The sequence below is a fragment of the Catenulispora yoronensis genome (assembly GCF_039531695.1).
Taxonomy (GTDB): Bacteria; Actinomycetota; Actinomycetes; order Streptomycetales; family Catenulisporaceae; genus Catenulispora; species Catenulispora yoronensis.
The window spans coordinates 235,460-256,480 of sequence record NZ_BAAAQN010000004.1 but is presented as its reverse complement, the minus strand read 5'-3'; the positions used below and the strand labels follow the sequence as shown (position 1 = coordinate 256,480).

Here is a 21,021-nt window from a genome sequence, read left to right as displayed (position 1 = left end):
GGCGTGACCGATGACGGATCAGTGACAGCATCATGAAATTCTGCGACTGATGCTCTACCGATGAGACAGCGGACCGCAACCGCCGCTGCCATCGCTGTCATTGCCGCGGTCACCACCGCGAGCTAGCCTCGCGCCCATGGCCGACACCCCACCGATCACCAACCCCGCGATCATGGTGAAGGCAACGCCCCGGCGGGCCGACATTGACGGCGCGCGCCGCCGGGTGTGGCAGTGCTCTGAGAGGTGAGTGTTCTGGTCGGCCGGATTTGTGTGTCGCGCTGGTGGGCCGGGTGTCTCTGGGCAGGGTTTGTCCGGCCGACTGTGGACCGGGCAAGCCTTATTTGCTTCTGGCTGGGCTGCGGTTGCGGGCTACTGCTCGTCGGCGGGCAGCTCGTCAGCCTGCTGCTCCTCGGCTGGCCTCTGCTCGGCTTCCTTCTGCTCTGTCCACGGGTCGGCGACGGCATACAGCAGCCGGTCAATCGCGGCTCGGTAGCCGACGATGGTCGCTGTGCCATCGGCCGTGGCGGTCGGCAGCATCGCCGGATCGGTCAGCAGGGCGCTGAACGTCTTGGGGTCGGTGCGCAGCCAGGCGTGGGCGTTCTCGGTCTCACCGGGCAGTACCTGCACCGCGCCGTCGGCCAGCAGGATCGTGAACACCTTGCCGTCCAGTTCCAGTCGGCACGTCACCGGCGAGGCCGCCGGATCCGGGCGTGCGGCGCCCCGCAGGAAGATCAGCACCGAGGTGGCGCTGAGCGCGGCCGGCGGCTCCGGCTGCGGGGCGTCGATGCCCCAGTCGGCCAGGCTCAGCACGACCGGTTCCAGCCTGCGGCCCCACTCGGTGAGCTCGTAGGCCTGGGAGCCGTCGGTGCCGGCCGGCGCGCGCCGGATCACGCCGCTGTTCTCCAGTTCGCGCAGCCGGTCGGCCAGCACGTTGGAGCTGACGTTGGGCAGGGCGTGGCGCAGTTCGGAGAACCGTTGCGGGGTGAAGATCAGCTCGCGGACCACCAGTAGTGCCCAGCGTTCGCCGATGAGGTCCAGGGCGCGGGCGATCCCGCAGGAGTCGCGGTAGCTGCGGCGTGTCGGCATGCCTGGCTTCCTCGTCTCTTCCTCGCTGGTCCACCATCGGGCCGGGATAAAGTACCACAAGGGGTGGTTGTTTTTAACAACCAACTGTGGTTAGTGTTTGTCGTACGAGGTCGTTCCGGCAGGCGGAACGACTGCTTCGGGCACGGGAGACACCATGAACGGGCTACTGGAGGACAAGACCGCGGTCATCTACGGCGGCGGGGGAGCGATCGGCGGCGCCGTGGCGCACACCTTCGCCCGGGAAGGCGCCCGCGTCTTCATCGTCGGCCGTACCCAGGCCAAACTCGACGCCGTGGCGCGCGCCGCCGCCGACACCGGCGCGGCCTGGAAGATCGAGACCGCGCAGGTCGACGTGTTCGACGAGCAGGCGGTGCGCGAGCACGCGGCCGCGGTGGCCGGGGCCGCCGACGGCATCGACATCGCGCTGAACGCGGTCAGCGTCCTGCACGACCAGGGCACCGTGCTGTCCGACCTGTCCCTGGAGGTGTTCCTGAAGCCGATCGACGGATTCCTGCGGTCGCTGTTCACCACCAGCAAGGCCGTGGCCCCGCACATGGGCGTCCGCCGCCCCGGGGTGATCCTGACGCTGTCCGAGCCCGGCGCGAAACTGGCGGTGCCCGGGATCCTGGGCCACGCGGTGAGCGCCGCCGGCAAGGAGGCGTTCGCCCGCGTCCTGGCGGCCGAACTCGCGCCGAACATCCGCGTCATCGGGATCCGCCCCCACGCGGTACTCGACGCCCCCGACGCCGGCTCCTACACCAAGGAACTGTTCGAGCAGATGGCCTCGGCCGGCGACCTGACAGTGCAGCAGTTCCTCGAAACCGGCCTGGCCGCCGGAACACTGCTGAAGAAGCTGCCGACCCTGGCGCAGATCGCCGAGACCGCCGCGTTCCTGGCCTCGGACCAGTCCGCGGCGATGACCGGAACGGTCGTCAACCTGTCTGCCGGGGCACTGGTCGATTAGGAGCCCGGACCAGCGGTAGTCCACTCGGCGGCGCATTTGTTGTAAAGCACATTCCCGGGCATTGGCTGCTGGTTGTGCGGGAACCGCGGCGGACCGCGGACCCGCACAACCAGCGAGCTACTTCAGGACATCAGGACTTCGGGACTTCGAAGCTCTCCAGGGCCTCGAAGCTTCCCAAGCCTCCAGCACTACTCAGCACTACTCAGACCTACTCAGGACTCCAGCCCTGCTCAGGGCTTCAGGCCTGTGTCCAGCGCGGTGGTCAGGGTGCCGGTGTCACCGGACATCTCCCAGATCATCGCACCCAGCAGACCCTTGCTCTTGAGCCACGCAGTCTTCTGAGCAATCGACCACGTGTCGTCGAACGACCACCACTGGCCGTTGTCGCCGGTGAAACAGAACGTGGCGACAGCGACCGTGTCATGGTGGATCGTGCAATTCGGGACCGAGGCGATCAGGTTGGAATACCCGCGAGTACCCGCCTCCTCGGCGAACTGCCCCGGCGCCGCGCCGTTCGCCGCCTGCCACACGCCGAGCTTGCCGCCATCGGCCACGTTCTGCCAGCCGCGGCCGTAGTACGCCAGGCCGATGGTGAGCTTGCGCGGATTGACCCCGCCCTGCAGGTAGGCGTTGACCGCGTTCTCCACGCTGAAGTGGAAGCTGTACGGGTCGTTCGGGTCCGCGTACAGGTTGCCGGCGTGGCCGGTCCGGTTCGGCTCCCAGGAGTTGTCGCTGCCGGCACCGTGGAAGTCGTAACCCTGGATGTTGAAGATGTCCAGCGACTTCGCCGTGTTCGGCAGGTCCCAGCCGGCCGAGATCTTCGCCGGGTCGGCCGGGGTGAACGCCGTCAGCTCGTAGCGCTCACTGCCGGTGCTCTTGGTCAGGTCGTCCAGCTCCTTGCGGAACTCGGCGAGCAGCAGGGCGAGGTTCGCCTTGTCGTTGGCGCTGACATGGTTGCCCGGGTGCCCGTCGGAGCCCGGCCACTCCCAGTCGATGTCGATGCCGTCGAAGATGCCCGCGGCCGAACCCGGGCCGCCGGCACTGCTGTAGGCGGGCAGGTTGCCCTTGATGTAGGTGTCGATGCAGGAGGCGACGAACTTCTTCCGGGACGCGTCGGTGGCCGCCACGTCGGAGAAGTACTTGGAATAGGTCCAGCCGCCGATCGAGATCAGCACCTTGAGGTTCGGGTACTTGGCCTTCAGCTTCTTGAGCTGGTTGAAGTTGCCCCGCAGCGGCTCCCAGCCGGTGTCGGCCTGGCCGTCGACCGACTGCGCGGCGCTCATCGGGCGGGCGTAGTCGGCGTCGGCGTCGCCGGCCCCGTCACCCTGGCTCGGATCCTCCGGATTCGCCGTGGTGCCCTTGGTGACACCCTGCAGACAGGTCAGGTTCTGCGGGTCGATGTTGGCGAACGCGTAGTTCAGGTGCGTGAGCTTGGCCGCGTTGCCGGTGGTGACGAGGTTGTTGACGAAGTACTGCCGCCCGTAGATGCCCCACTGGACGAAGTACCCGACCCGGGCGTAGCCGTTCTGCACGATGTCGCCGGTAGTGGCGGTGACCGCCGTGCTCGCGGCCGAGACGTTGTCGTACAGGTCCCGGGCCACCACGGTGAAGCTGTACTGCGTCGACGGCGACAGGCCGGTGACGGTCGCCGTGGTGCCGATGACCGTGGTCGCCACCTGCCCGTTGACGAGCACGTCGTAGTTGGCCACGCCCTTGTTGTCGGTCGAGGCGGTCCACGCCAACGCGACCGTGGAAGAAGTCACGCCGGTGCTGTGCAGCCCGGCCGGGACCGACGGCGGGATGGTGTCATCGGCCGGATTGTTGGTCTTGACCGTGACCGGGGCGCTCGCCGCCGACGGGTTGCCCTTGCGGTCCTTGGCCTTGACGGTGAACGTGTAGCTGGTGTTCGGAGTCAGACCGGCCACAGTGGCGGAGGTGGCGGTGCCGTCCACCGAAGCGGCCAGCGTGGCGCCGTTGTAGACGTCGTACGAGGTGATCGGCAGACTGCCCGGCACCGCGGCATCCCACGCCAACGTCACAGCCTTGGTGGTGACCGCCGCGGCACGCAGGTTACCGGGCGCGCCGGGCGGCGCGTCAGCCGACCCGTCGCAGTTGACGTCGTTGACCCGGCAACTGGTCGGCTTGGCACCGGACTGGCTGACGGTGAACGTCGGACTGTACGGATCGGTCGACCCGCCCGCCGCGATGGTGGTGTTGTAGTAGGCCGGGCTCAACGTGACGGTGTTCCCGCTCTGCGCGATCGAGCCATTGGCCGCGTTGCTCGCCGTGACCCCGGCAGGCAACGTGAACACGACCGACCAGCCGCTGAGCGCCGTCGTCTGATTGTTGCTGATGACATACGAAGCACTGGTACCGCTGACCTGGTACACAGCCGACACCGCGGCCGGCGGCGGCGGAGGAGCACCACTGCCATCACAAGCGGCACCGCTGATCGTGCACGTCACCGGCTGCACAGCCGAACTCAACGTGAACGTCGGGCTGTACGGCTCGGTGTTCTTCCCAGCCGCCAGGTTCTTGATGTAGAAGGCCGGATTGAGCGTCACCTCAGTGCCGTTCTGGCTGATGGTGGCGTTCTGCGGACTGGAAGCCGTCACCCCCGACGGCAGCGTGAACACGATCGACCACCCGTTGACGGCGGCCGTACCGGGATTGCTCACCACGAACTTGCCCTGACTGCCGGACAGGCTGAACACCGCCACGAGCCTGCCGGCGGCCCGCGCGGGTGTCGACGCCATGGCCATGGCCACGAAGAGGGCGAGGGACAGGAGGGCCACTACTGATCGGCGCACACGGAGACCCTTTCTTTTAGGAAAGTTTCCTATCAGTTGTGGGGGATGGTAGGGCCCACCTGCCATCGCGGGAAGACCTGTCGGACGACTTGTTCTGACAAAGTTCTGACAAAGATCAGCTTGGGTGGGGTGCGGTGGGGTGGTTTGGTGGGGGAGGGGGGGCCAGGGGGCGGCGGGAGCGGATGCGCGGCTTCGGCGGGCGGGGGAGGACCGGCTCAGCCGCAAGGCGCATCGACTCAGGACAGGCCGATGGGTTCAGATTTCAAGGCGGCGTTGCCACCAAGGCAGGAATCGAGGGGCGAACGGGTCGTTGACGGTCCGCCCGAGGATTCGCGTGTCGACCGGCGCCAGCACCGCAAGAAGCTCTCGCCGCGCACGAGGCCGAAGGTTCCACAGGACGGTCTCAAGCAGCGCACGGATGTGCTCGGTAGAGACCTCGGAATGCCTGTAGTGCCATCGCATGCTGTTGTGGGGGCGTGTTGCTCGGCGTTCCCAACGAAGGAACGCGCCTGCGACGTCCCCTCGGGAAAGCTGCCGTTCACGCTCGAACTGAGCGATCTGCCTGTTGGCGGAGGCGGACAGGCCTTGGATGACAGTCCGCCGTACATGCCCTGAGTTCCGCAGAGGCAGCTGGCTTCTGATCTCGCCCGGTGATCGGCGAGGCATGTGGACTTCCTGAAACTGGAACGGTTGAAGGTATGAAGATTAGCGTCAACATGCCGGGTCGCGGGTCGACGTCGAAGCCTTAGAAAGGCGACGGCTCCTCAAAGCACTGCTGTGGTCCGGGCTTGGTCAGCTCGCCCCGTTCGAGCAGTCGACCCAGGCGACGAGTTCGGTTCCGAAGGCAGGATCCTTCACGTGAACGACGCCGAACCTGACGTGCTGACCCTTGGATAGAGGCTTGAGGCAGTCGATCGGACCGCTGTCGTGCCAGCTGTTGTTGGCGTCCTTCCACGGCACCGACCCGAGCCCGAAGCTGGTTCCCGCCTGGCCTCCCTCGAGGGCGACGGCGAACTCGTCGCCGTTGGTCCCGACGATCGAGACCGTGCCCTGGAGAACCTGCGGGGTCGCGGTGTCCGTCGGGAGTGCGCGGCCGATCCAGAGCCCGACACCTGCGGCTACCAGGCCAGCGACGACCAGCAGCGCCTGCTTCGACCCGATCCGTTCTCGTATCCCCATCCGCGCAATATACGGGGATTCCGGCGGTGTTGATAGAGCTAGCCTGGCTGGCGCGACGCGGGGGAGTGCGTCGGGGAGGAGGCACCGGGTCAGCGCCGGGGAACAGTAGCTGCGGCCCGGTTTCCTGGACCTGGCTGAGCAACTGTCCTGTCTTCTCCAAAACGACTCGGTCACGAGGTTGCGAGCTGCATCGATAAGAACTTGTCGGTGCAACGATGCCGCTGTCGTTTCCTCCGACCTGCCCCGAGCGCGAAGATCTCGACGTGGGTCTTCTCTAGTTTGACCCCGATTGCGTTTTCTCTCGTACTCGTTCAGTCGTGCGCGGCGGCAGAGTCACGTGCTCGAAGAACGCAGAACTCGTTGCCCTCAGGGTCGAGCATCGTGACCAGGTGCCCGTGGTCGGCCGAGACGCTGGCTCCGAGGGCGATGAGCCGGGTGACCTCGGCATCCGCGTCGTCGGCCTTGAGATCGAGGTGGACTCGATTCTTCGTGGTCTTACTCTCGGGGATTTTCTGGAAGAAGATGCGCGGACCGCGGCCGTCGACGCGCTGAAGGAGCACTGAGGGGTCGTCCTCCGGGTCGTCGATACCCATTTCACGAAGTCGAGCCAGTTCGGCCTCGTCGTAGGGTGCGATCTCATATTCGTCCAACGCGTTCGACCAGAACCTGGCGATGGACGCAGGGTGGTGGCTGTCGAACACGACATCCTTCAGTGATGCCATCAGGAGCACTCCAATCCTGTTCCCGGAAAGCCCGGCGAGCACGTTGGGGGTTTATCAGTCTGCGGCTCCAGATCGAAGAACTCTTCGCGGCTGCTTGCGGACAGCGGCCCGCTGTCCACGGAGCCCGAAGCGCCGGGCTATGTACTCACCCCAGCACAGGCTCTCCGCCGAGCGTCCGGTTGCCTCGCAGAGGGCTTCCAGGTGGACCCGGACGGTCTTGGTGTGCGCCGGAAGGTCGAGTGTGATCGTCGCGAGCAGGTATTCAGCTTTACATAATGTACATTATCGGGCAGTCGCAACAGTGGATCCGAGAGGGGTTCCGCAGGGGTATCAGAAGGCATCCCGAGCCTCTTTGAACCACCCGTAGAACCCATACGCCGCCCACCCACCCGCGGTCTGGCCGGCGCACGCCGCCGCCAAGCGGCAAGGCCGTACCCAACTAACCGACCACTCGGATTACGCGTGCGAACCGGCGAGCGCCGGCTGCGGGCGATCAAGAACCGCCGCATCACCCGCAGCCGCTCAGTCAAGCCTCTCCAGGCTCCAGCCAGCTCAGCACCAGCTCAGCGCACCAATCCACCCAGCTGCCGCCACCTGTTCAACCCATCCCGCGCCCGACCCGCGCCCCATCACCCCTTCCCAACCCGCCATAGCCACGTCGTGTAATACTGATTACGCGTCCTGATGCACATTCATGCCGCCGACGACCCGCTACCGCTTGTAAATCAGGGAAACCCCATCCCCGACCGGCAGCATCACCACATCGACCCGCTCGTCCCTGACCACCTTGTCGTTGAACTCCCGCAGGGCCTGTGTGTTGCCGCCCGCGTCAGCTCCGGTGTCGTCGTTGGCGGATTCGGCTACGCGGCCGCTCCATAGGACGTTGTCCACCGCGATCACTCCCCCGGGGCGGAGGCGTGGCAGGATCGCGCTGTAGTAGGTCCAGTACGACTCCTTGTCCGCGTCGATGAAGGCGAAGTCGATGTGTTCTTCTTGCGGGAGGGCGTTGAGGGTTTCGGCGGCGGGGGCCAGGCGGAGGTCGATGCGGTCGCTGACGCCGGCTTCTTGCCAGGCTTGGCGGGCGATGGTGGTCCATTCCTCGCTGATGTCGCAGCACAGGAGTTTGCCGCCGGGGGCCAGGCCGCGGGCGATGGCGATGGCTGAGAAGCCGGTGAAGGTGCCTACTTCGACGGCTTGGCGGGCGCCGGTCAGGCGGGTCAGCAGGGTCAGGAGTTGGGCTTGTTCGGCGCCGATCTGCATGCCGGAGGGGTCGCCGAGGGCTGCGGTGCGGGTGACCAGGGCGCTTTGGGCGGCGTCCAAGGCGGTGGTGTGGTCGACGACGTAGCGTTGCAGCGTGTCGTCCAAGTGGATCGAGACTCGGGTCATGGTGCCGACGATACGCGGGGACGGGGCCTGAAGATCGGACCGGTGATGTGATGTCAGGGTGTGGATCACGCCACTGTCCCCGCCTTCTGATTCCATGGGGCAGGTGGCCGCCCCGAAGACTTTCACCCCCGTCACCGTCGCCGAAGCCGTCCGCTGCTACCGCGACGCCCTGCACCTGCGCGTGGCGACCGGGGCCCTGTCCCCCGCCACCCGCGACGCCTACGCCCGCGACCTCACCGAGGCCGCGATCCTGCTCGGCCCGGACAAGGTCCTGGACGACGTCGAGGCCGAGGACATCGAATACGCGCTCGTCCGTATCGCCAACGCCCCCGACCGCCGCTACACCCGCACCCGCAAAGCCGGCCCCGGCGGGGAGAACACGCCCGGACGCGGACTCCAGGCCCGCGCCCGCTGGACCGCCGCCGTGCGGGGCCTGTTCGCCTGGGCCGCCGACCAGGGCTACATCCGCGCCGACCCCATGCCGCGGGTCTCCCGCGTCCGCGTCCCCACCCGCGCCGCCGGCGCGCGCCTGGGCCTCACCGTCGAGCAGGCCCAAGCCTTGCAGGAGACGCCGCAGGCATGGTCGGCGACCAAGGAGTTGCGCGCCGATCAGCAGCTGACGGTTCGCGACGAGGCGATTCTGCGGCTGCTCACCGAGACCGGTCCGCGCGTGGCGGAGCTGTGCGCGGCCAACCTCGACGACGTGCGCCGCCACGAGCTCACCGGCGGGCCGGTGCTGCGGATCCGCAACGGCAAAGGCGGCCGCAGCCGCGACGTCCCGCTGTCGGCCACGCTGGTGGAGCTGCTGGAGCGCTACCAGCAGCACGAGCGCCCCGCTCCCCCGGCCGGCGATTCCGAACCCGACCGTGCCGACGCCGCCCGCGCGCTGCTCGTCACGATCCGCGGCCGCCGGATGACGGCCCGCGACGTGCAGCGCATGGTCGAGCGCCGCGTCAAGCAGATGCCGGCGGAGCTGCGGCGCGCGGTGACGCCGCACGGCCTGCGGCACACCGCCGCCACCGTGCTGCTGCGCCAGGCCGGTGCCGACGTGGGCACCGTCGCCGACATCCTCGGCCACTCCGACGTCGGCACCACCTCGGTGTATCTGGACCCCTCGGCGAGCGCCGCGGCCGAAGCACTACAGCGTTCGCCACTCGCGCAGTGAGTAGTGAGTGGAGCGCGCAGAAGCAGAACGCATAGTGAGCGCAGAACGCATAGAGGTAGAGCGCGCAGCAGACGCAGAGACCAACACAGAGACCGACGCAGAGATAGCCGCAGCGCGGCGCTAGCGGATAGCGGCCCCTGAGATCGTCCGCGCGATCACCAGCCGCTGAATCTCACTGGTCCCCTCGAAGATCGTGTAAATCGCCGAGTCCCGGTGCATCCGCTCCACCGGGTACTCCCGCGTGAACCCGTTCCCGCCGAGGATCTGGATCGCGTCCGCCGTCACCTTCTTGCACGTCTCCGACGCGAACAGCTTCGACATCGACCCCTCGGCCGAATCGAACGACTTCCCGTTGCGCGCCATCCACGCCGCCCGCCACACGAGCAGTCGCGAGGCGTCCACCGCGGTCTTCATGTCGGCCAGCATGAACGCCACGGCCTGGTTCTCCACGATCGCCTTACCGAACTGCTCGCGCGTCTTGGCGTACTCCAGGGCGTACTCATACGCCGCGCGCGCAATACCCACCGCCATAGCGCCCACCGCCGGACGGGACGCCTCGAACGTCGCCATCGAGGCGTTCCCCCGCGAGGAAACCCCCTCGCGGGCGCGCGCCAGCCGCGCGTCCAGCTTCTCCTTCCCGCCCAGCAGGCACGAGCCCGGGATCCGCACCTCGTCGAGGATCACCTCGGCGGTGTGCGAGGCCCGGATCCCGTGCTTCTTGAACTTCTGCCCCTGGCTCAGCCCCTTCGTGCCCGGCGGCACGATGAACGAGGCGTGGCCGCGCGAGCCCAGGGCCGGGTCGACGGTGGCGACGATGACGTGGACGTTGGCGATGCCGCCGTTGGTGGCCCAGGTCTTGGTGCCGGTGAGCACCCACTCGTCCTTGGCCTCGTCGTACACCGCGCGGGTCCGCATCGCCGCGACATCGCTGCCGGCGTCGGGCTCGGAGGAGCAGAACGCGCCGAGCTTGACGTCGTCAGCGGTGCCGAACATCTGCGGAACCCACTCGCCGACCTGGTCCGGGGTGCCGTTGGAGACCACCGACACCGCCGCCAGGCCGGTGCCGGACAGGGCCAGGCCGATACCGGCGTCGCCCCAGAACATCTCCTCCATGGCGATCGGGATCCCCAGGCCCGACTCGTCGAACCACTGGTTGGCGTAGAAGTCGAGCGAGTACAGGCCGGCCTTGGCGGCCTCCTGAAGGATCGGCCACGGCGTCTCCTCCCGCTCGTCCCACTCGGCGGCGGCCGGCCGGATGACGTCGGCGGCGAAGCCGTGGATCCAGTCCCGCAGCTCGATCTGGTCCTCGGTCAGTTCCAGGGAGAACCCGGTCATCGTCTCTTCACTGTCCTTCGTCGTCCGGAGCTCGCCAACAGCGGCTACCGACGGGTAACCTCGGTCGCCGCTAGTGTGTTACCGGCGGTAACTTCTGTCAAGGCGCGCGACGGCGGCGGCCCCGGCCCCAGGGAAGGACAGGCAGGCACCCCATGGTGAACGACAGTGCACCCCACAGCCCCGCCCAGAGCAGCCCCGCCCACAGCCCCACACGCAGTCCAGCCCAAAGCAGCCCCGCCCAGAGCCCTGCCCACAGTTCCGCCCAAAGCCCAGCCCACACCTCCGCCGACGCCGACACCCGACGCCGCCGCGGCCCGCGCACCCGCACCGAACTGCTCGACGCCGCCGAACGCGTCGTCCTGCGCGACGGGCCGGCCGCGTCCATGAACGCCATCGCCGCCGAGGCCGGCATCACCAAGCCGATCCTGTACCGGCACTTCGGCGACAAAGCCGGCCTGTACGTCGCCCTGGCCGACCGGCACATCGAGACCCTGCTGGCCCGGCTGCGCGAAGCCCTCACCCGGCCCGGGACCCGCCGCCGACGCACCGAGGCCGCCATCGACGCCTGGCTGGGCCTGGTCGAGGGCAACCCCGCGCTGTACCGGTTCCTGGTGCACCGCGCCCAGGCCGAGGAGCCGCAGGTCCGGGACCGTGTCGCCCGGTTCCAGCGCCGTCTGGGCGACGCCCTGGCCGCCGGGATCGCCGCCGAACTCGGACTGCCCGAACCGCAGTGGCCCCGCGCCCAGGCCTGGGCCCACGGCATCGTCGGCATGGTCCAGGCCGCCAGCGACTGGTGGCTCGACGAGCAGCCGTTCGACCGCGCCGCCCTCACCCTGCACCTGGCCGACCTGCTCGACGGCGCCTACGCCCGCACCCGTCCCGGCCGGACCCCCGAGGACACCGGCGACGAAGCACGCTGACCCCGAACACGCCGCCCGCCCCCGGAACACACCGCCCCGCGAACACACCGCCCTCCGAATCGGGCAGCCCTCCGAATCGCGCAGCCCCACGCCGCCTCCGACCCCCGCCCTCTGCGTAACGTCTGAGTCCCAGTTCTGAACCCACACCCGGCCTGACCTGCGCTGCGAAAATTGCTACGTCACACGACTGTTACGCAATCAACCCCGCGCAACCGCGATGCGTCCTGAAGGCGTGAGCGTTTCGGGTCTTGATCCTCAGAACCATCCACGCGGCGCGCGCCTGCCGGGCGCGGGCGACGACCGCGTGTCCCGCCGGCTGCTGTTGGGCGTCGGCGGTGTGCTGTTGCTGAGCGGCTGTGCCGACAAGTCCAAGCCGTCGGTGGCCGGCGGCAGCGGTACCGGCCCGACCGCTCCGCAGGCCCGCAACGGCGGTGCGCCGTTCCCCGGCGGTGATCCGGGCGCGGACACCTCCACCGCCCCCGGGGACTCCCACAGCAACGATTCCCCGCCGCCGGACAACACCCCGCCCCCCGGTGCCACCGGCATCGATCCGGCGCCGGCGGCGGGCAAGCCGCAGTACTACGTCCACGAGGGCGACAAGGCCATCGCGCTCACCATCGACGACGGCCCCTCGGCGAAGTACACCGCGCAGGTGCTGGCGTTGCTGGCGCAGTACAAGATCCCGGCGACGTTCTGCATGATCGGCGGCAACGCCGCCAAGCACGCCTCGCTGGTCGCCGAGGTCACCGCCGCCGGGCACCTGGTCGCCAACCACACCTACACCCATCCCGACCTGTCCAAGCTCGACGCCGGCGCGATCCGCGCCGAGATCGAACGCACCACCGACACCCTGACCAAGGCCGGGGCCAAGCCGCCGACGTTCTTCCGCGCTCCCGGCGGCGCCTGGTCCCCGGCGGTGTTCGACACCTGCGCCAAGCTGGGGCTGCGGCCGCTGGACTGGTCGGTGGACCCGCGCGACTGGTCCCGGCCTGGCACCGACCACATCGTGTCCACGGTCCTGGGCCACACCCACACCGGCTCGATCATCCTGGAGCACGACGGCGGCGGCGACCGGTCCCAGACCGTGGCGGCGCTGGCGAAGTTCCTGCCGCAGCTGCTGGCGGCCGGGTACCACTTCGTCCAGCCGTGAGGTCCGTCCAACCCTGAGGTCCGTCCGGCTCTGAGGTTCGCCGGGCGGCGCGCGCCGCCCGGTCTCTGCGCTTCAGAGCAGTTCGGTGCGGATGACGGTCTCACCGGTCAGGGTTCGGTGCACCGGGCACATGTCGGCGATCTCCAGCAGCCGGGTCCGCTGTTCGGCCTCCAGCGGGCCGGTGAGTTCCAGGTGGCGGCTGATCCGGTCGACGTGGCCCTGCGTGGTGTCGCAGTCTTCGCAGTCCTTGGCGTGGACGCGGTCGTGGCGCAGGGTGACGGCGATCTGTTCCAGGGGCCAGCCTTTGCGGTCGGCGTACATGCGAAGGGTGATCGAGGTGCAGGCGCCCAGGGCGGCCAGCAGCAGGTCATACGGGTTCGGTCCGGTGTCCGTGCCCAGTGGTGCCGGTTCGTCGACGACGAGACTGTGGGTGCCGGCGGTGACGGTCTGCGGGTAGTGGCCGCCGGCTTCGGCGACGCGGACCGTGCCCTCCGGGACTGCGGCCCCCGCCTCCGGCGCCGGGGTTTCCTCGGCCGTCACCAAATACCGCGAAGCCCACGCGGCCAGCACCGCCGCCGCGTACTCGGCGTCGGCACGCCGCGTCAGCAGATGATCGGCGCCGTCCAACGACACGAACGATTTCGGATGCCGCGCCGCGTCGAAGATCATCCGCGCGTTGTCGACCCCGACGACGTCGTCCTGCGGGGAGTGCATCACCATCAGCGCCGCGCCCAGGTCCCCGATCCGGGCGGCCTGCCGCTGCGCGGAGATGTCCTGGAGGAACCCGCGGCGGATGCAGAAGTCCCGCCCGCCCAGCCGCACCGTCGCCTGCCCCTCCCGCTCGATCTCCGGCCGGGCATGGCCGATCAGGTGCTCGACGTGCGCCGGGTCGGCCGGGGCGCCGATCGTGGCCACCGCCCGCACCTGCGGGATCCGGTGCCGCGCCGCCAGCACCGCCGCGCCGCCGAGGGAATGCCCGATCAGCAGCTGCGGCGCGCCGTGCTCGGCCCGCAGGTACTCCGCGGCCGCGACCAGGTCCTCGATGTTGGCGCCGAACCCGGCGTTGCCGAAATCGCCGTCGGACTGCCCCAGGCCGGTGAAGTCGAACCGCAGCACCGCCAGGCCGTGGTCGGTCAGCGCCCGGGAGATCCGGGCCGCGGCCACGCTGTCCTTGCCGCAGGTGAAACAGTGCGCGAACACCGCGTAGGCCTTCGGCGGCCCGTCGGGCAGCTCCAGCCGGGCCGCGAGCGCCTCACCGGCGCCGCCAGTGAAGGTGATCTTCTGTGACGCGGGCATCGCGGGCCCTCCCGTGGTGTGCGACCGGTGCTCTGGGTAGATCGTAGAGGCCCGGCGGGGATTGTCCGATTGCGGCCACAGGTCCCCGGTGGCTCTGGTGCTCAGGCAGGCCGGGCTGGGATTGTAGGGGCGCACACGCATGGGCTCGGGGAGGGACTCAAGGGTGGGGACGCAAGACAGACATCGGATTCGGCGCGCCGCCGCCGCAGCGCTCGCACTGTCGGTGGCAGTGGCGCTCACCGCCGCGTGCAGCAGCACCGGCACCGTGATGGGCGCTGCCGCCGGCCAGACGCACTCCACGACCCCGTCCGGCGCCCGCACCCCCGCGGCCCCCGGTGGCGCGGGCACACCCAGCTCGGCCGCGCCGTCGGCCGACGCCCCCACGGCCACACCCTCGGCGAGCGCCGCGGCGCCCCCCGGCGGCGCGGTCGATCCGGCGACCGGTGCCTCGCACCCGGTCGTCGACGACGTCTACCCCCAGTACGGCGACCCCGCGACCGACGTCCTGCACTACGGCCTGGACCTGCACTGGGACCCCGCCGCGAAGATGCTCACCGGCACCGCGACGCTCACCATCCGCGCCGCGCAGCCCACCGACCGCTTCGTGCTGGACCTGGCCGGCACCATGACCTCGGACTCGGTGCAGGTCGACGGCGCCGCGGCGGCCGCCGCCCACGCCGGGGACCGGCTCACCGTGCCCGTCGGCAAGCAGCTGCCGGCCGGCGGCACCGCCAGCGTCGTCATCGCCTACCACGGCACCCCGCAGCTGGTGCCGCCGCCGATGACCCGCCCGGACATACCCGGCGTGGGCGCGCAGGTCACCGCCAGCGGCGGGGTGTGGGCGCAGCAGGAGCCGTATGGGGCGTTCACCTGGTTCCCGTGCAACGACCAGCCGTCGGACAAAGCGCTGTACGACGTGACGATCACCGCCCCGGACGGCTGGGCCGGCGTCACCGGCGGCACGTTCCAGGGCCGCACCGAGGCCAACGGCTCCGGCGTCTACAAATGGCACCAGCCCGACCCGGTGTCGACGTACCTGGTGGCGTTCTCCGTGGACCGGTTCCAGGAGGAGACCGCGACCGGGCCGCACGGGCTGCCGCTGACCTACTGGTACCTGCCGGCCGACGCCGCCGCGGCCCACCAGCTCATCGCCGCCGTCCCGGAAGTGATCACGTTCCTGGAGCAGCGGTACGGGCCCTACCCGTTCCCGACCGCCGGAGTGCTGTTCCGCCCCGACCGCGTCGGCATGGAGACCCAGACCATGATCACGCTGTCCACCCGGCTGCCCGTCGACGACCTGCTGCACGAGTTCGCCCACCAGTGGTTCGGCGACGCGGTCACCCCGACCACCTGGTCCGGGCTGTGGCTCAACGAGGGCTTCGCCATGTACTCGCAGTTCATGTGGGACGTGGCCCACGCCGCCGGCGGCGCCGGGACCCTGGACGACTTCATGACCACCCACGTGCTGCCCGTCGACCAGAGCCTGCGGCAGCAGGACGGCCCGCCCGGCCACTTCAAACCCACCCACTTCGCCTCCACCAACGTGTACTACTGCCCGGCGCTGATGCTCAACGGCCTGCACGACGCCCTCGGCGACAAAGCGTTCTACCAGCTGCTGAACGACTGGGCGCACAAGAACAAAGGCACCAACCAGGACCGGGCGGCGTTCATCGCGTTCGTGAAGGCCGACACCGGCAAGGACTTCAGCGCCTACATCAACGCCTGGCTGGACTCGCCGACCACCCCGACGATCAAGGCCGACGGCAGCGGCGGCACCACGGTCTGACAGCCCGCCCCGCGGTCTGAGAAGATCCGTGCATGCGGTGGCCCGGAGCGAAGAAGAAGACGGAAACACCAGCGGCGGCAACGTCGCAGCAGGCGCAAGCGCAGGCCCGCGCCATCGACGACTTCTGGACCTGGTGGGCCGACACTCGGCCCGCCATCCAGGCGGCGCTCGCCGACGGCGACAGCGGCACCCACGGCACCGCCCTGACCGAGGCGGTGCGGCGCATCCACCCGGGCCTGCAATGGGAGCTCAGCCGCCGCCGCGACGGCTCCCAGAGCAGCTCCCAGGGCCCGGACGTCTTCGAGCTCACCGTCACCCCCGGCGGCCACGCCGAGGCACGCTCAGCAGCCGCCCGCTGGCTGCTGGCAGCCCCGCCGGACACCGACGGCTGGCAGTTCCACGCCACCCGCCAACCCGACCCGGCGGCCCTGTCCCGCCGCCTGGTCCACGGCCCCGCCGAGACCGGGATCGTACTGGCGCGGACCACCGTGACGATCACGCAGGACGAACAAGTGCCGCGGCTGCACCTCACCGTCCGCAACGAGCAGTTCGAAGACCTCGACGACGCCACCGCCGCCGCCTACCTGGCGCTGGACTGGGCCTTGGGCGAAGCCGACGTCCAACGCTGGATCGGGAACGTTACCGCCACCGCGAAACCCGCGGACCGCACCGGCGACCGCGCCACGGACCGCACCGGCGAGAACAACACCGTCCCGATCGCGGAGCTGCCCGCAGCCGTCGCGGCATTCGCCGAAAAACACCCCCGCGCCTACGCACTGGTGAGCGCGCAAGTCCGCGGCATGCCGCTCACCGCGATCATCCAGACCCCGATCAGCCCGGTCGACCACCCGCTGCTCGACGACCACATCGCCGTCACAGTCCCCTACACCACCATGAACGCCTCACGGCTCCAGACCGGGCAGTCCGCACAGCGCATGAACGACTTCGACCAGGCGCTCGCCGACCTCGTCGGCCCCGACGGGCAGCTGCTGGTCGCGGTGAGCTGCGACGGCCAGCGCGTGTTCCACTACTACACCGACCCGCACACCGACGTCGCCGCCCGGATCGGCGCCTGGCAGCACGGCTGGCCCGAAGGAACGGTCACGATCCACACCGAGCACGATCCGGCGTGGAGCGCGGTCCAGCCGTTCCTGTTCTGAACACACCGTCCCTGTTCTGAACAGACTGTCCCTGTTCTGAACAGGCTGTCCCGGTTCTGAACAGACTGTCCATGTTCGATCAGAGCCCGAACTCGGCCCGGATCACGTCCCCGTGCTCGTCCAGCCCCGGAGCCCCCGGCCGCCGCAGCGGGTCGGGATAGCCGTCCATCTTCACCACCTGCCCGGGCAGCTCCAGCCCCCCGGCGGTGATCCGCATCCGCCGGGCCTCGGTCTGCGGATCGGTCATCGCCTGCCCGATGTCGTTGACCGGCGCGCACGGCACCTTCGCCGCCTCCAGCCGCGCCAGCCAGCCCGCACACGTGTCCGCGGCCAGCAGCTCCTCGATGACGGCCGTCAGCACCACGCGGTTGGCCGAGCGGGCACCGTTCTCGGCGAACTCCGGCCGGCCCGCCAGCTCCGGGGCGCCCAGCGCGGCGGCGAACGCCGCGAACAACGCGTCGTTGCCCACACACACCACGATCTGCCCGTCGGCGGCGGCGAACGCGCCGAACGGCGCGATGTTCGGATGGTGCGAGCCGATACGGTGCGGCACCGTACGGTCGGCCAGCCACGCCAGGGCATTGCCCTCCAAGAACGACACCGTGGCGTCGAACATGGAGATGTCGACATGCGTGCCGCGGCCATGGATCCCGCGACCCACCAGCGCCGCCATGACCGCGCCGAAGGTGTAGACGCCGGCCGACAGATCCGACACCGACGCGCCGGCCTTCACCGGCGGCCCGTCCGGCTCACCGGTCACCGACATCAGACCGCTGCGGGCCTGGATGACCGCGTCGTAGGCGGGCTCGCCCGAACGCGGTCCGGTCGCGCCGTACCCGGACACCGAGGCGTACACCAGCCGCGGATTACGCGCCCGCAGCTGCGCCGGCCCCAGGCCCAGACGGTCCATGACACCGGGACGGAAGTTCTCCACCAGCACGTCGGCCCGCTCGGCCAGCGCCGCGACCTGCTCGGGGTTCTTCTTCAGGTCCACGGCCAAGGACTGCTTGCCACGGTTGACCCGCGCGAAGTACATGGAGCGTCCGTCGGCGGCGAACGGACCGTAACGGCGGGAGTCGTCGCCGGTGGCCGGATGCTCGACCTTGATGACGCGCGCCCCCAGATCAGCCATGATCATCGTGGCGAACGGGCCGGCCAGCACCCGGGTCAGGTCGATCACGAGCAGGCCGGCCAGCGGCCCGGCCTCGGACGCGTCGGCGGCCAGGTCGCCGGCGCCAGTGCCGGTGCTAGCGCCAGTGCCAGCAGCGGTAGCGGGATCGGCGGGATCGGGATCGGTGGGGTCGTCGGCAGGGTCGGCGGGATGCACGGCGGTCATGGATGATCAGGGTGGCACGCACCGCCTCGATCGTCGATACAGCACGGCTATCACGCAGGTCACAGCGGTTCGCCGCCCGCCGCCCAGAACCTTCGTCGCCCCCGCCCTTCCCCCGTTGGTAGTACACCCCGGGGCCAATCAGGTCCCCCTGCGGGGCGATGTGGACGATACCTTCCGGCTGGGATCGTCAGGACCGTGAGATGGAACACGAGAACCGCAATAGTGGGCGCCCTGTGCGCCGGCCTGGTTGCCGTCACCCTGCCCGGGGCCTCCGCCTCCGGACAAGGCAGACCCGGCAGCGACGGCGCACAGATCCGCCGCACCGAATACGGTGTCCCGCACATCCTCGCCCACACCTACACCGACCTCGGATACGGCTACGGATACGCCTTCGCCCAGGACAACGCCTGCCAGATGGCCGACCGGGTCCTGACCTTGCGGGGACAGCGCTCAGCGGTCTTCGGGCCCGACACGTGGAGCAACGACGGCCTGAACCCCTCCACCAACCTGGACAGCGACACCTACTTCCAGGCGCTGCGCCGCACCGGCACCATCGCGCACATCCTCGCCGCCCCGGCCCCGGTCGGCCCCTCGGCCGAACTGCGGCAGATGGTCGACGGCTACACCGCCGGATTCAACCGGTACCTCAAAGACGTCGGCGTGGCACACCTGCCCGACCCGACCTGCCAGGGCCAGCCGTGGGTGCGGCCGATCACCGCCGAGGACGTGTGGACCAACATCCTGGACATCAACCAGGCCCCCGGCATCTCCGCACTGCGGCAACTGATCACCACCGCCGCACCCCCGGCCGCGAACCCCGCCCCCGCAACCCCCGCCCCCGCAACCCCTGCCACCGCCGCCCCCGGCTCGGCGGCCGCTTCGGCGACCGCGCGCACCCCGATCTCGGCGCTCGCCGCCCCGCTGGCCAACATCCAGTCCGGCCGTCGCGGCAGCAACGGCTGGGCCCTGGGCGCCAAAGCCACCGCCGCCGGCGACAGCATGGTGCTGGTCAACCCCCACCTGCCGTTCATCGGCGACGCCCGCCTCTACCAGGTGCAGCTGACCATCCCCGGCGTCCTGGACGTCACCGGCGCCTCCCTGTACGGCACCCCGGTGGTGCAGATGGGCCACACCCAGAACCTGGCCTGGACCCACACCGCCACCGACGCCCTGCACATGAGCATCTACCAGATGCAGCTCGTACCCGGCGACCCCACCAGCTACCTCGTCGACGGCCGCCCCGAGAAGATGACCGTCCGGCAGATACCGGTCCAGGTCCTCGGCGCCGACGGCACCACCAGCACCGTCACCAAAACCCTCTACAACACCCGCTACGGCCCGGTACTGTCCGCGGGCTGGAGCACCGCCTCGGCACTGACCGTCCGCGACGCCAACGCCGACAACCTGCGCTCCATGGACCAGTGGCTGGCCATGGACCGCGCCCAAAGCATCAGCGCGCTGCAAGCCGCGCAACGCCGCTACCAGGGCGCGCCGTGGGTCTACACCCTGGCCGCCGACACCAGCGGCTCGGTGTACTACACCGACTCCTCGGTGATGCCGCACGTCACCGACGCCCAACTGGCCTCCTGCACCGTCGCGCCGCCGCCGGGAATGACGCTGCCGCTGCTGAACGGCTCGGCCGCCGCCTGCGCCTGGGGCCGCGACACCGACGCCGTCACCCCGGGGCTGTTCGGCCCGGCGAACCAACCGAAACTGACCCGCCGGGACTACGTCGCCAACTCCAACAACACCCCGGCCCTGACCAACCCCGCCGCGCCCCTGACCGGCTACCCGGCCGTGTACAACGGCCGCGAAACCCAGCTGGAACTGCGGCCGCAACTGGGCCTGCGAATGATCGCCGGCCGGCTCGCCGGCACCGACGGCCTGGGCCCGGCCGGGTTCACCCTGCCGACCCTGCGCACCCTGATGCTCGACGACGCCGACCGCAGCGCCCAGATCGGCCTGGCCGACATCCTCGCACTGTGCCGCACCCGCCCGACCCTGACCGCCTCCGACGGCTCCAGCATCGACGTCCGCGCCGCCTGCACGGCCCTGGCCGGATGGGACGGCCACGGCCGCGTCGACAGCCACGGCCAGGTGCTGTGGGGCGCGTTCTTCACACGGCTGCTGGAGTACGACGACCGCGCCGGCTCGTTCTGGCGGGTGCCGTACGACCCGCACCAGCCGCTGTCCACCCCGCGCGGCATCGACACCGGCAAGCCGCTGGTGGCCACGGCGCTCGCCGACACGGTGCAGGCCGCGGCCGAGTCCGAGCTGCCGCTGAACGCCTCCCCGGGGCAGGCGCGCCGCTGGGACGGGGTGCCGCTGCACGGCTGCGCCGATGAGGAAGGCTGCTTCAACGTCATGTCCGCCACGCCGACCTCCGGCCAGAACGGCGGCATCGACGCCTCCGACGCCAACTACGCGGAGGGCTCGACGTTCATCATGGCGGTGGAGATGACCCCGGCGGGGCCGAAGGCCAACACGCTGCTGACGTACTCGGAGTCGGCGAACCCGGCCTCGCCGCACTACGCCGACCAGAGCGCGCTGTTCTCCCACGGCCGCTGGGTCACCGACCGGTTCAGCGCCGCCGACATCGCCGCCTCGCCGGCGTTGCAGGTGACGAACCTGCGGCGGTAGGAGCCGCCGGGACGCACACAGGTTCGGGTCTTGTCCGCGCGTACGTGAGCTGCGCGCGCGGACAAGACCCGACGGTCTTTTTCGCC

15 protein-coding genes are annotated in these 21,021 nt (G+C 69.8%); 7 read left to right on the top strand and 8 right to left on the bottom strand.

What is annotated here, in order from left to right; translation table 11 throughout:
• Positions 1-369: 369 nt before the first annotated feature.
• The gene (locus ABD481_RS05140; RefSeq protein WP_344664340.1) at positions 370-1,086 is read right to left on the bottom strand and encodes a winged helix-turn-helix transcriptional regulator; all 717 of its coding nucleotides are present in this window, start codon (positions 1,084-1,086) and stop codon (positions 370-372) included.
• Between the two features lie 154 nt (positions 1,087-1,240).
• On the opposite strand from ABD481_RS05140, the gene ABD481_RS05135 reads away from it, so the two are divergent.
• Entirely contained in the window at positions 1,241-2,050 is an 810-nt protein-coding gene (locus ABD481_RS05135; RefSeq protein ID WP_344664339.1) for an SDR family NAD(P)-dependent oxidoreductase, read from the top strand.
• Positions 2,051-2,280: 230 nt separating this feature from the next.
• Here the strand turns inward: ABD481_RS05135 and ABD481_RS05130 are convergent, their stop codons facing one another.
• The 4 genes from ABD481_RS05130 to ABD481_RS05115 all read right to left on the bottom strand — a co-directional run bounded on the left by ABD481_RS05130 (position 2,281) and on the right by ABD481_RS05115 (position 8,147).
• On the bottom strand, positions 2,281-4,812 hold the full coding sequence (locus ABD481_RS05130; RefSeq protein WP_425559115.1) for a glycosyl hydrolase family 18 protein: 2,532 nt from the start codon (positions 4,810-4,812) through the stop codon (positions 2,281-2,283).
• 840 nt (positions 4,813-5,652) lie between these two features.
• Entirely contained in the window at positions 5,653-6,039 is a 387-nt protein-coding gene (locus ABD481_RS05125; protein WP_344664337.1) for a hypothetical protein, read from the bottom strand.
• 311 nt (positions 6,040-6,350) lie between these two features.
• Positions 6,351-6,761, bottom strand: coding sequence for a VOC family protein (locus ABD481_RS05120; protein WP_344664393.1), 411 nt, complete (start codon positions 6,759-6,761; stop codon positions 6,351-6,353).
• Between the two features lie 711 nt (positions 6,762-7,472).
• Positions 7,473-8,147: an O-methyltransferase gene (locus ABD481_RS05115; protein WP_344664336.1), complete on the bottom strand. Its 675-nt coding sequence runs from the start codon at positions 8,145-8,147 to the stop codon at positions 7,473-7,475.
• A 94-nt stretch (positions 8,148-8,241) separates the two neighbouring features.
• On the opposite strand from ABD481_RS05115, the gene ABD481_RS05110 reads away from it, so the two are divergent.
• A complete protein-coding gene (locus ABD481_RS05110) occupies positions 8,242-9,312 on the top strand; it encodes a tyrosine-type recombinase/integrase (protein WP_344664335.1) in 1,071 nt (356 codons plus the stop codon).
• 120 nt (positions 9,313-9,432) lie between these two features.
• Here ABD481_RS05110 and ABD481_RS05105 read toward each other — a convergent pair whose 3' ends face one another.
• Positions 9,433-10,647, bottom strand: a complete 1,215-nt coding sequence (locus ABD481_RS05105) for an acyl-CoA dehydrogenase family protein (RefSeq protein ID WP_344664334.1) — start codon at positions 10,645-10,647, stop codon at positions 9,433-9,435.
• 152 nt (positions 10,648-10,799) lie between these two features.
• Here ABD481_RS05105 and ABD481_RS05100 point away from each other — a divergent pair, with 152 nt between their 5' ends.
• Positions 10,800-11,567 carry a TetR family transcriptional regulator gene (locus tag ABD481_RS05100; protein WP_344664333.1) on the top strand — a complete coding sequence of 256 codons (768 nt, stop codon included), beginning with the start codon at positions 10,800-10,802 and terminating at the stop codon, positions 11,565-11,567.
• 232 nt (positions 11,568-11,799) lie between these two features.
• Positions 11,800-12,717 (top strand): polysaccharide deacetylase family protein, encoded by a 918-nt coding sequence (locus ABD481_RS05095; protein ID WP_344664332.1) that lies wholly within the window; start codon positions 11,800-11,802, stop codon positions 12,715-12,717.
• Positions 12,718-12,789: 72 nt separating this feature from the next.
• Here the strand turns inward: ABD481_RS05095 and ABD481_RS05090 are convergent, their stop codons facing one another.
• A complete protein-coding gene (locus ABD481_RS05090; RefSeq protein WP_344664331.1) occupies positions 12,790-14,013 on the bottom strand; it encodes a bifunctional alpha/beta hydrolase/OsmC family protein in 1,224 nt (407 codons plus the stop codon).
• Between the two features lie 163 nt (positions 14,014-14,176).
• Between ABD481_RS05090 and ABD481_RS05085 the strand changes: the two genes are divergently transcribed.
• The gene (locus ABD481_RS05085) at positions 14,177-15,799 is read left to right on the top strand and encodes a M1 family metallopeptidase (protein ID WP_344664330.1); all 1,623 of its coding nucleotides are present in this window, start codon (positions 14,177-14,179) and stop codon (positions 15,797-15,799) included.
• Between the two features lie 32 nt (positions 15,800-15,831).
• Positions 15,832-16,959 carry a DUF695 domain-containing protein gene (locus ABD481_RS05080; protein WP_344664329.1) on the top strand — a complete coding sequence of 376 codons (1,128 nt, stop codon included), beginning with the start codon at positions 15,832-15,834 and terminating at the stop codon, positions 16,957-16,959.
• A gap of 79 nt (positions 16,960-17,038) precedes the next feature.
• On the opposite strand, the gene ABD481_RS05075 is transcribed toward ABD481_RS05080, so the two are convergent.
• Positions 17,039-18,295 (bottom strand): CaiB/BaiF CoA transferase family protein, encoded by a 1,257-nt coding sequence (locus tag ABD481_RS05075; protein ID WP_344664328.1) that lies wholly within the window; start codon positions 18,293-18,295, stop codon positions 17,039-17,041.
• 195 nt (positions 18,296-18,490) lie between these two features.
• Between ABD481_RS05075 and ABD481_RS05070 the strand changes: the two genes are divergently transcribed.
• Positions 18,491-20,935: a penicillin acylase family protein gene (locus tag ABD481_RS05070; protein ID WP_344664327.1), complete on the top strand. Its 2,445-nt coding sequence runs from the start codon at positions 18,491-18,493 to the stop codon at positions 20,933-20,935.
• Positions 20,936-21,021 lie beyond the last annotated feature (86 nt).

What these genes read in the sequence shown, in the direction of transcription:
- ABD481_RS05135 (WP_344664339.1), top strand. Translation starts at nt 1,241, where the DNA reads ATGAACGGGCTACTGGAGGACAAGACCGCGGTCATCTACGGCGGCGGG.
- ABD481_RS05090 (WP_344664331.1), bottom strand. Translation starts at nt 14,013, where the DNA reads ATGCCCGCGTCACAGAAGATCACCTTCACTGGCGGCGCCGGTGAGGCG.
- ABD481_RS05080 (WP_344664329.1), top strand. Translation starts at nt 15,832, where the DNA reads ATGCGGTGGCCCGGAGCGAAGAAGAAGACGGAAACACCAGCGGCGGCA.
- ABD481_RS05075 (WP_344664328.1), bottom strand. Translation starts at nt 18,295, where the DNA reads ATGACCGCCGTGCATCCCGCCGACCCTGCCGACGACCCCACCGATCCC.
- ABD481_RS05120 (WP_344664393.1), bottom strand. Translation starts at nt 6,761, where the DNA reads ATGGCATCACTGAAGGATGTCGTGTTCGACAGCCACCACCCTGCGTCC.
- ABD481_RS05115 (WP_344664336.1), bottom strand. Translation starts at nt 8,147, where the DNA reads ATGACCCGAGTCTCGATCCACTTGGACGACACGCTGCAACGCTACGTC.
- ABD481_RS05130 (WP_425559115.1), bottom strand. Translation starts at nt 4,812, where the DNA reads ATGGCCATGGCGTCGACACCCGCGCGGGCCGCCGGCAGGCTCGTGGCG.
- ABD481_RS05140 (WP_344664340.1), bottom strand. Translation starts at nt 1,086, where the DNA reads ATGCCGACACGCCGCAGCTACCGCGACTCCTGCGGGATCGCCCGCGCC.
- ABD481_RS05100 (WP_344664333.1), top strand. Translation starts at nt 10,800, where the DNA reads ATGGTGAACGACAGTGCACCCCACAGCCCCGCCCAGAGCAGCCCCGCC.
- ABD481_RS05105 (WP_344664334.1), bottom strand. Translation starts at nt 10,647, where the DNA reads ATGACCGGGTTCTCCCTGGAACTGACCGAGGACCAGATCGAGCTGCGG.
- ABD481_RS05110 (WP_344664335.1), top strand. Translation starts at nt 8,242, where the DNA reads ATGGGGCAGGTGGCCGCCCCGAAGACTTTCACCCCCGTCACCGTCGCC.
- ABD481_RS05125 (WP_344664337.1), bottom strand. Translation starts at nt 6,039, where the DNA reads ATGGGGATACGAGAACGGATCGGGTCGAAGCAGGCGCTGCTGGTCGTC.